We start from the raw sequence: 10,116 nt of genomic DNA on the forward strand, positions 1-10,116 counted from the left end.
CGTAGCGTCACACACCCTACCATATCATCACGTCAGGCGCCAACGCCCCGAAATTAATGACACAGACCACTACACTGTTGAATGTAAAGAAATATGTGTTTAGTAAATAGGTGTGAAGTGGAAGGATAATATTTTTTCCTGTTCCCTCCTTCGACGCGGGTGGTAGTGGGGGGATCAAAACTACAGTACGAAATATTCTATTAACTATGGCTTCACTAACAATTGAGAGTATATACACAGACGGCGCCTGTACTGGAAATCCCGGGCCGGGTGGTTGGGGTGTTGTAGTTTATTTTGATGATGGTTCGGTTCATGAACTTGGAGACGGTTGCCGTCAAACTACGAATAATAGGATGGAGATGCAAGCTGCCATCGCAGCACTGCAATATATGGAAGCGTCAGGACAAAGCTACCCTATTACTCTTTACACCGATAGTGAGTATTTAATCAATTGCGTCACCAAGTGGGTTAAAAGCTGGAAGAAGAAGGGATGGAAGAAAGCTGACGGGAAACCAGTTCAAAACCAAGATTTACTAGAAATTCTTGACGAACTCAATAGTCGTAAGGTTAGATGGGAACATGTTCGAGGTCATGCTGGTAATATTGGTAACGAAAGGTGTGATGCTATCGCACGAGCTTTTGCGGCTGGAAAAGCCCCAGCATTAAAGCAAAGCCAAGATATGGCAAATACTAATGAAGCAGTAAAAACTAAGTTAAGTGTAACAAATGCTTCTGAAATAAAGGCAAACTCGACCATAATTAACGAAAAGACTAATGATGTCGATATTGTCGTTGATAACACCATGATAGATGCTTCTATCGCCTCTGCGAGCAACCATACTAACGAAGATATTCCTCGTGAAATGCGGGTAACACAACTTCGCAACCTCGTTGATACCCTTCGTATCGCCGATGAAATTGCGGAAAAAGGTTATTTAATAACCAGTTCTGAGCTAGCTGATTTAATGGATGTCCATGCCAGCGCTGTCACCAGTCGCGGGGATCAATGGCGCTGGCGAAATTGGATTGTCTCCCGTGTCCGTAGAGAAGGTAATCAAATCCTTTGGGAACTTGAACGGGGAGACAAAATTCAAGAAGAAAGTGCCGAGTAACTTCTTCCTCGCCATTTTTTCGGCTTTTGCAATGCGGATAGAATGATTCGTAACACCGCGCCGGGGTCGGCAAAAGGTGATAACCAAAATAACCATCCCCCTTTTGCTTGACTGCGGTCGTATGAGGGTACAATTGCAAACAACATTCCAAACCTTATCGCTACCAAAAATAAGTTCAACCCTAGTAATAAAGTAATTGGAAGGTTATTTCTTAGCAACTCAAATAAAGCTGTGTTGGATATCAAAACTAAAAGTAAAGAAATGATGACAATAGGCAAACCCTGAACCGAAGCGAGTAACCAAATATCACCCCATGTTTGGGCTAATTTTGAAGCGTCTTTCAAGTCTAAACTACGACCCCATTCTTTCCATGTCTCAACGGCACCTTCATACATTCGCACTTTTAAGACTTTGGCGCCGTCTAAAAAACCAACTTTGAATCCGGAGGCAGCAATGTTTCGGGCTAAAGTCACATCGTCACAAAAAGAACTACTTGCACTCGTATAACCACTGACTGCCTCTAGGACTGCACGCCGACACAAAAAGCACTGTCCATTTGCCATGACTCGCTCTGGCTGCAAGGCATTGATCCCAGCAGGATCAAAGCGATAAAGTAATGTCATTAATAATGCTGGTTGCAACCAACACTCACCAGGATATTTAAGAATAAATTGTGGTGACAGCGAAATTAAATCGTATTCAAGAGCAGTAGCTGTTTGAACTAAACTCGCAATCAAACCTGGATGCGGTTCTGTATCAGCATCCATACCCAAAAACCATTCACTCGCTGTAGAGGTTTGCTTGAAACCACTGTGTAATGCCCACGGACGACCGACCCAACCTTGAGGTAAAGGGTCATCTGTCATCAAATGAAATCGAGGGTCTTGTTTTTGCTTGGCTTTAACTAGTTCTTGTGTACCATCATGAGAGTTACTATCAACAACAATAACTTCTCGAAGCTCATAACTTTGCCGACTTAAACCAGTAAGCAGCGGGTTAATACGTTCAGCTTCGTTAAGCGTAGGAACAACCACACTAACACTACCTAAAATATCAAGAGTCGGTTTTTGCGGCGCCAGGGGAGGGTGACGACGAAGACCTTTGAATAAACGTGACAGTAGAATAGCAACTGCGGGTAATTGAATTAGAAGCAGTAGCAGCGCAAAAGAACTCACTACTGATAAAAAATTGGGCATTGACAAGTTGGGGTATGGTGCGTGACGCTACAACAATTCTTAAACGAAGAAATCATCTGGTGGCGTCACGCACCTTATGAGTCTATTTTTACTTGGCGCCAGCTTCGACTGGAACGGGTTTGGTAACTTCGGTTGTAGCTTGAGACATGGGAAGCTTGACTGCTTTCCACCACAGTGCTAACGCTGGGATAACTCCTGTACATAAGCCTAATGATACGGGAACGATAAACCCTGCACCTAAACTGAGTCCAGCCGCAAATACAAAGTTACTCAAGTACACTATCATTGGTACGTTGAGTTGTTTCGACTCTAATTTTACGGGATTATTACGCCACAAAAGTGCTGCTACAGCCATAAATACTGTACTAGTGCCGAACCAACCGGCATAATTCTGGTAGGGAGTTCCATAAAATGCTCCAGCTTGATCCCAGAACCAAAAAGGCAGCGATGTTTGGCTCATAGCTGGTTCGAGCGCAAAATCCCAACTAGTAAACAGCACTGCTCCTAATACGACGGCGCCGACTTGACGCAGAATAGTTGGATTTTTTGCAACCCCTAACCCCGCGCGGGCAATAAGATAGGCTGATAATCCAACATAGAACCAAGACAAGGGAATTGTAAAAGGTACAAGTTCCGCAATTTTGTATCCTAAACCATTTAGGTAATGATAGTCACCAAAAGGAAACCCAGTACCTGTTCCCAATAATTCACTACTAACCGATATCAATACTGACGGTAGCATGAATGAGAGCCAAGTTTGCCATCCCAAAGTTCTAAAGGCATAGATTGAGACAGCTATCGTACCTAGAATAATATCGACGACACCACCATTTGCCATGCTCAGTTGCATAGCTGTCTGCCCAACTTCGCCAAAATTCAATATCTTCTCGGCATGGGGTATAACTAGCAATATTCCTGCTAGTCCAAAAGCCTTAGCCAGTATATGACCCGTTAAACATACGCGCTCGGCGATAACAAGCTGTTTCATCATATTCCTTAACAAGATGTAACTCGCGGTTACTTAGCTGCTAACAGTTTACAAATGTTTAAGAAAATATTTAACTACTTTACTAGAAATTTCTCTACTATATTTGCAAATTGGCGCCACTGCAAAGCGCGTGCTTCACATTCACATCCTAGATTCTCACTTCAGAAGTTTGTATCTAGCTTTACACAGTACTTATCTAACCAATTAGCCTGTAAATATCACTTTGTTAGGGTCGATAATTGAAGAGTAGCCCAAATCGGTGGAATATCAGTTATGATGTCAATCATCAAAAGAATACCGTGGCTTTCCTTAACCTTAGCCTTACTAACTTATTGCTGTTTAGGTTGGGTAATGTCAGAAGAACGTATACCGCCTATCCTATGGGTTGCAGTTATTGCCGTCATTACTGTAATAGTTGGCGCCTTGGCAACTCCCTGGCCACAGATGAACCGTTATACTAATTTATTTTTTAAATCTAACTCACGTACCTTTGCCATTACTGTTTTGGGTGCATTTTCATTATTCTTAATGATTGCCTGGTTTAAGTTATTTCTTGACTCCTTATTAATTGCATGTGCGACAATTTTGGCACGGATTGATTTTCAATCCGCTGGGTTTCGTTACTTAGATACCCTTGGAATTTTATACTGTGTTGCTTTCAGTGGTATAGCAATGGGTGTAGCTCTTAATAGGTTTTTTTAGTTAGGAGTGCTGAGTGCTGAGTGATGAGTGATGAGTGCTGAGTGCTGAGTGATGAGTGATGAGTGCTGAGTTTAAAGTTATAACTAATACTTAGCACTCACCACTTTCTACTCAGAACTTATTTAGCAGGCAGCAGCGGGATAAATGCTGACTTTTTTGCGGGTTTTGCCCTTTCTCTCGAATGCAACAACACCGTCAATTAAGGCAAATAATGTATCATCGCTACCGATACCTACATTGTTGCCAGGGTGAAATTTTGTACCGCGTTGACGAACTAAAATATTACCCGCGCGCACGGTTTGACCACCATAGCGTTTTACACCAAGCCGCTGGGCATTTGAGTCGCGTCCGTTCCGCGTACTACCTGTACCTTTCTTACTAGCCATAATGTCCTCTCGTTTATCTTCTCTATTTCTCGCTTTGTTAGGCAGTCGCGCGCTACATAATATTATTCAGCAGGCGCCTCAACTTGAGTTGAAGTTGTTTCTTCAGTTGAAGTTGTTTCTTCAGTTGAAGCTGTTTGTTCAGTTGAAGCTGTTTCTTCGGTTGAAGTTGTTGCTGACCCCAATACTGACCCGTTCATTTTAATTGAATCAATCATCAGACGAGTAACTTCCTGACGGTGACCACGTTTTTTACGGGTTTTCTTCTTGGGCTTCATCTTATACACAAGGACTTTGCGGTCGCGGAAGTGTCGCATCACAGTTCCTTCGACTACCGCACCATCAACTGTTGGTTGTCCTACAGTCACAGTACCGTCGTGCTGTACCAATAAAACCGCGTCAATACTAACTTTTTGCTCAGGTTCAACACTCAGCAGTTCAATGTCGTAGAAACGACCTGGCTCTACACGCACTTGCTTGCCGCCAGTTTCAATAATTGCGTAGGTCATAGAATTGTCCTATTTATTGCCGTACAGGTAGCTGACATTAATCAACTTGTTGACTTACTTAGCCAGCCTTTGTTCTGTGTCCACCTGTTCCGAGCGGGAATTAGACAGACAAATTTCCATGATATTTTGTCCACTACGCAATGTCAATTAATATTTTTTGAGATTTTCCAATGCATAAAAGATTATTTTCCAGTAGTTCGCGTAATTGTTCTAATTAGGGCTGTATTTATAAATGACACAGAACAGCACCAAACCTTCTGAGCAGCTTTTACGCTTGCTCAGATTTTTTTTATTACAATCAAAGTGTGGTATAGCGTAGTTTATGTAATATGCAACGTATAGAAGTTGAAAGGCGTACTATATTTATTGGGTTAGCAGGAAGTCACGGTTATGGTTTAAACCGTCCTGATTCTGATTATGATTATCGAGGTGTATTTATTGCACCGAAAGAATATTATCTAGGGTTTAACACTTTTGAGCAAAAGGAAAACGGTTGGGATACAGAACCTGGTATTTATCCGTTTTTAGATGGAAACAAAGATACTGTTATTTATGAGTTGCGGAAAATAATCCAGCTATTATCAGGCGCCAATCCCAACGTGTTAGAATTACTGTGGATGAAAGAATACCCAGTATTGACATCCGTAGGGCAGCATTTAATTAATCAACGCAAGTTATTCTTGAGTAAGAAAGTCAAGCATACTTATTCAGGATACGCATTTGCTCAAATCAAGAAAATGGAAAGTCACCGCAAGTGGTTACTAAACCCACCCAAAAGTAAACCGTTACCTAGTGACTTTAACATTGAAAGCGAAGAACCACTCTCGAAAGAGGAACTCAACGCATTTTTAGAATACTTGTATTTAATAATTCGCGGTAAGATAGAGTTTTTAGAAGAATCAGAGCAACTATATAAGCTACTAACAGCCGACATCGACTTCAAGGGTGTTTTGAAGCAATACACTTTACCCGATGACACGCTCTTAACCACTCAAAAACTAACAAATAGCCGTAAAGACTTTATCAGACTACTACAAAGAAGCCAAAGTTATCAAGTTGCTTTACGCGAATGGAAAGCTTACTTATCTTGGCAAGAAAATCGTAATCCCGTGCGCGCAGAAATGGAGCGCAAATCTGGTTTTGATCTCAAACATGGTATGCACTGTATACGTTTATTACGTAGTGGACTAGAAATTTTACGTACAGGACAAATTGTTGTAGATCGTCGAGAAGCAGGTGACGTTGAGGAATTAAGAGCAATTCTGCAAGGAAAATATTCTTACGAAGAAGTGATGAAAATGGCAGAGGATTTAGTTGAAGAAATGGATAAAGTTTATCAAGTATCGACTTTACAACATCGACCTGATTTAGAGCAAATTAATCAATTGTGTATTGAATTGGTAGAAATACAAGGTTGGAATTGAAAATACCCCGTCGCATAATGGACGGGGATTTAATAATTCACGACTTAAGTCCAATATAAGATTTTGGCGTTAGGGAAACGGCGCCCAATTTCACCCTCAAAGAAGCGGCGTAATGTCTTCATGATGTCGTTATCGTACACGTACTTGGTGCCGCCAAACTTATTACGCTTAACGCTGCGCTTTTCTTCATCCATATCTAACTTCGAGTGTGGATACCAAGTTTGTAAGACTTCTTTGGAACCAGGTGTAAAGCGGTGCGATATTAGCTCGAAGGTTAAATCACAATCAAAATCTAAAGCTTCGCTAATTTGGTCAAACAAATTACTGTAGTGCATTTCCCAATCTTCCATCGGCATAATTGGCGCCACTACTAACCCAACAGGATACTTCGCCAATGCTAACTTCTGTAGTCCCATCAACCGAGATGCAACAGACGCAGTACCACCTTCAAACTTACCAGAAATAGGCGCCGCATTTACACTTACCCTACAGCGAGTATGTCCATTATGCGGTAAATCTAAAAGTGGTTCCACAGCATCAAACTTCGAGACCCAACGTAAATACCCATCTTCGCGAGTACCAAAATAACGAATGCACTCAGCTAAACTACCTGTTAAATGATCAATACCAAGAGGGTCTGTATAACAGCTAACTTCATAACTAGTAGCCTTTCCAGGTTGCTCGTATTTTGCTAAATTATCTAAGATTTGTGGTAAGTTAGCGTATGCTCTAATAACTGGTGGACCGCTTAAACTGCCAGCTAAGTAACAATATTGACAGTGTGCTGGACAACCCTCAGCTAAATGAAACTGCCAGTCAGCAGAAGGTGGAATAGGACTAAGCTTAAACTGACTTGGAGGCGCCGTCACTAGAGCAAGAGTACGCTTAGAAATATCATAAGTCTCGCGCTCAGTTTCACCGCGTAAACCAGTAAGACGGTTACGAGGTAATTCTTCAATAGGTAATGAGAGTGATTCTATACGCTGCTTAATCTTCTGTCCCCACGGTTCATCAAGTGCTGCGGGTGTAAACACTACTCGTTCTGGCATCCAAACGCGCGCTGGACGTGGTTGAGTGCTAGAAATACTAACTTTGTCTGCGAGCATCATAATTATATTGAGTTGTAGAAAATATCTTTATAGTTGAAGCGTTGCCATATCTCGTCAATATCTCTATAACTCTTATAATAATGCCTGCCCTAATTAACCAGCATACCGGATTTCACCCAATTAGATGTAGTAGTTTCTTGTGGAACAGGCATCCCTGCCTGTCCTATATATGATTTTCTGTTTGCAACCGCCTTACATCTGATTTAATAAAAATTAAAAAGCAGACGTTTTTTACTATTTTAGGTACGATAGCGCTTGCAGGTCTATATAATACACGTTCTAGGCATCTAAACGCTGGTAATTTTTATGACTTCTCGGATTAAGTTTTTGATGTGCGCTCCTGACCACTATGATGTGGACTATGTGATTAACCCTTGGATGGAGGGAAACATCCACAAGTCTTCGCGCGATAAGGCTGTTGAGCAATGGTCGGGTTTACACCACATACTCAAGGAACACGCAATTGTGGATTTGGTGAAACCTGAAAAAGGTGTTCCTGATATGGTTTTTACCGCCAATGCTGGCTTAGTACTAGGTCAAAATGTTGTTTTAAGCCGCTTTTTACATAAAGAGCGTCAGGGTGAAGAACCATTTTTCAAAGCTTGGTTTGAACAAAATGGTTATACTGTCTACGAACTTCCCAAAGATTTACCTTTTGAAGGCGCCGGTGATGCACTTCTAGACCGAGAAGGACGCTGGCTTTGGGCTGGTTATGGTTTTCGTTCTGAGTTAGACTCACACCCTTTTCTCGCAAAGTGGCTTGATATTGAGGTGTTGTCTTTACGTCTGATTGATGATAGATTTTATCATCTTGATACCTGTTTTTGTCCTTTAGCTAACGGGTATTTACTTTATTATCCAGGCGCTTTTGACTCATATTCCAACCGCCTGATTGAAATGCGTGTAGCAGCAGAAAAACGCATTGTCCTAGAAGAAGCTGACGCGGTTAACTTTGCTTGTAACGCAGTTAACATTGACCATATTGTCGTGATGAATAAAGCTTCTGATAGCTTAAAAGCACGACTACAAGAAGTTGGTTTCCAAATACTTGAAACCCCATTAACAGAATTTTTGAAAGCAGGTGGCGCCGCTAAGTGTTTGACATTACGCACCACCGAACCTGTTCGCGACGAAGTTCATGCGAGTGTGTACGTTGAAAGTCGTATACTCAAACTTGAAGGACATTTACTTGACTCTGGTTTAATTAACCGTGCGCTTGATTTAATTATCGATAATGGTGGTAGCTTCCAGGTATTAAACTTTAACTTGGGCGAACAGCGTCAAAGTACTTCGGCAGCAGAAGTCAGAGTTTCTGCACCTTCCCACGAAGTCATGGAAAGTATTCTTTCGCACTTAATTGATTTGGGTGCTGTAGATTTACCCCAAGATGAACGCGATGCTAAACTTGAACCTGTTGAGCAAAACAGTGTGGCGCCAGATGATTTCTACGTTACAACTATATACCCAACCGAAGTGCGCGTTAGTGGTGAGTGGGTGCAAGTGCAAAACCAACGTATGGATGGTGCCATTGCAATTAGAAGAACACCTCAAGGTCTAGTTGCTAAGTGTAAATTGTTACGCGATTTAGAAGTTGGCGAAGAAGTGGTTGTTGATGTTTTAGGTATCCGCACTATTCGTAAAACCGAATCGCGCGAGAAACGTAATGCTGAAGAATTCAGCTTTATGTCGTCGGGTGTTTCTAGCGAACGCCGTGTAGAATTAGTTGTAGAACAGGTAGCTTGGGAACTACGTAAAATTCGTGATGCAGGTGGTAAAGTAGTTGTCACCGCAGGCCCAGTGGTAATTCATACTGGTGGTGGTGAACATTTATCGCGTTTAATTCGTGAAGGGTATGTACAAGCATTGCTAGGGGGTAATGCTATCGCTGTTCATGATATTGAACAGTCAATGATGGGAACATCATTAGGTGTCGATATGAAACGGGGTGTTTCTGTCAGAGGAGGACATCGCCACCACCTTAAAGCCATAAATACAATTCGCCGTCATGGTAGTATTGCTAAAGCCGTAGAAGCAGGAATTATTAAAGGTGGAATTATGTACGAGTGCGTTAAAAATAACGTACCTTTCGTACTTGCTGGTTCCATTCGTGATGATGGCCCTCTTCCTGATACTCAAATGGATTTGGTTAAAGCACAAGCTGAGTATACAGAACATATTCGCGGCGCCGACATGATTTTGATGCTTTCTTCAATGTTGCACTCCATAGGTGTAGGTAACATGACACCTGCGGGAGTCAAAATGGTTTGTGTAGATATTAACCCCGCAGTCGTAACCAAACTTAGTGACAGAGGTTCAATAGAGTCTGTTGGTGTAGTTACAGACGTAGGGTTATTCCTAAGTTTGTTAATACAACAACTCGACAAACTAACCAGCCCCTACATAACCAAAGCCAGATAAAATAACCCCGTAGGCATCCTGCCTGCCCTTAAAATCGTAGGTTGGGCAGGCACCGCTAGCCTTTGTATACTCAAGGAAGTTTTTTTTGAACTATACACTTAAGCGCTTGACAAAGCCGAAAAAATTGGGTTTAAAACTGCTGTAATGTCTAACCAACAAGTTTTTCATCAGTTTAGGTCTGAACTAGATTCCCGACAACTTTTACGGATACCGCTGGCGAATAGTAGGTCTGACCCCTCAGCATCACGATTTTACGTCCTGAACCGCGAATGTAG

Annotated in this window: 9 protein-coding genes; 4 read left to right on the forward strand and 5 right to left on the reverse strand. The window is 41.9% G+C overall.

Annotated features, from left to right (window positions below):
* The first annotated feature begins 206 nt into the window (after positions 1 to 206).
* Entirely contained in the window at positions 207 to 1,112 is a 906-nt protein-coding gene (gene rnhA, locus AC2JBO_RS38705; RefSeq protein ID WP_496958947.1) for a ribonuclease HI, read from the forward strand.
* Here the strand turns inward: rnhA and cruG are convergent.
* Positions 1,091 to 2,308, reverse strand: a complete 1,218-nt coding sequence (gene cruG, locus AC2JBO_RS38710; protein WP_496958948.1) for a 2'-O-glycosyltransferase CruG — start codon at positions 2,306 to 2,308, stop codon at positions 1,091 to 1,093. The genes rnhA and cruG overlap by 22 nt on opposite strands.
* 88 nt (positions 2,309 to 2,396) lie before the next feature.
* Positions 2,397 to 3,296 (reverse strand): gamma-carotene 1'-hydroxylase CruF, encoded by a 900-nt coding sequence (cruF, locus tag AC2JBO_RS38715; protein WP_496958955.1) that lies wholly within the window; start codon positions 3,294 to 3,296, stop codon positions 2,397 to 2,399.
* Between the two features lie 273 nt (positions 3,297 to 3,569).
* Here cruF and AC2JBO_RS38720 point away from each other — a divergent pair, with 273 nt between their 5' ends.
* Positions 3,570 to 3,998, forward strand: a complete 429-nt coding sequence (locus tag AC2JBO_RS38720; RefSeq protein ID WP_496958949.1) for a hypothetical protein — start codon at positions 3,570 to 3,572, stop codon at positions 3,996 to 3,998.
* Between the two features lie 122 nt (positions 3,999 to 4,120).
* Here the strand turns inward: AC2JBO_RS38720 and rpmA are convergent, their stop codons facing one another.
* Both rpmA and rplU read right to left on the reverse strand, forming a co-directional pair.
* Positions 4,121 to 4,384, reverse strand: a complete 264-nt coding sequence (gene rpmA, locus AC2JBO_RS38725) for a 50S ribosomal protein L27 (protein ID WP_496958950.1) — start codon at positions 4,382 to 4,384, stop codon at positions 4,121 to 4,123.
* A gap of 62 nt (positions 4,385 to 4,446) precedes the next feature.
* On the reverse strand, positions 4,447 to 4,890 hold the full coding sequence (gene rplU, locus AC2JBO_RS38730) for a 50S ribosomal protein L21 (RefSeq protein WP_496958951.1): 444 nt from the start codon (positions 4,888 to 4,890) through the stop codon (positions 4,447 to 4,449).
* A gap of 329 nt (positions 4,891 to 5,219) precedes the next feature.
* Here rplU and AC2JBO_RS38735 point away from each other — a divergent pair, with 329 nt between their 5' ends.
* Positions 5,220 to 6,314: a nucleotidyltransferase domain-containing protein gene (locus tag AC2JBO_RS38735; protein WP_496958952.1), complete on the forward strand. Its 1,095-nt coding sequence runs from the start codon at positions 5,220 to 5,222 to the stop codon at positions 6,312 to 6,314.
* A gap of 44 nt (positions 6,315 to 6,358) precedes the next feature.
* Here the strand turns inward: AC2JBO_RS38735 and AC2JBO_RS38740 are convergent, their stop codons facing one another.
* Positions 6,359 to 7,423 (reverse strand): spore photoproduct lyase family protein, encoded by a 1,065-nt coding sequence (locus tag AC2JBO_RS38740; RefSeq protein WP_496958953.1) that lies wholly within the window; start codon positions 7,421 to 7,423, stop codon positions 6,359 to 6,361.
* 306 nt (positions 7,424 to 7,729) lie between these two features.
* Between AC2JBO_RS38740 and argZ the strand changes: the two genes are divergently transcribed.
* Entirely contained in the window at positions 7,730 to 9,841 is a 2,112-nt protein-coding gene (gene argZ, locus AC2JBO_RS38745) for a bifunctional arginine dihydrolase/ornithine cyclodeaminase (RefSeq protein ID WP_496958954.1), read from the forward strand.
* Positions 9,842 to 10,116: the final 275 nt, after the last annotated feature.

Source organism: Calothrix sp. CBUCES-K 9914 (assembly GCF_059640475.1).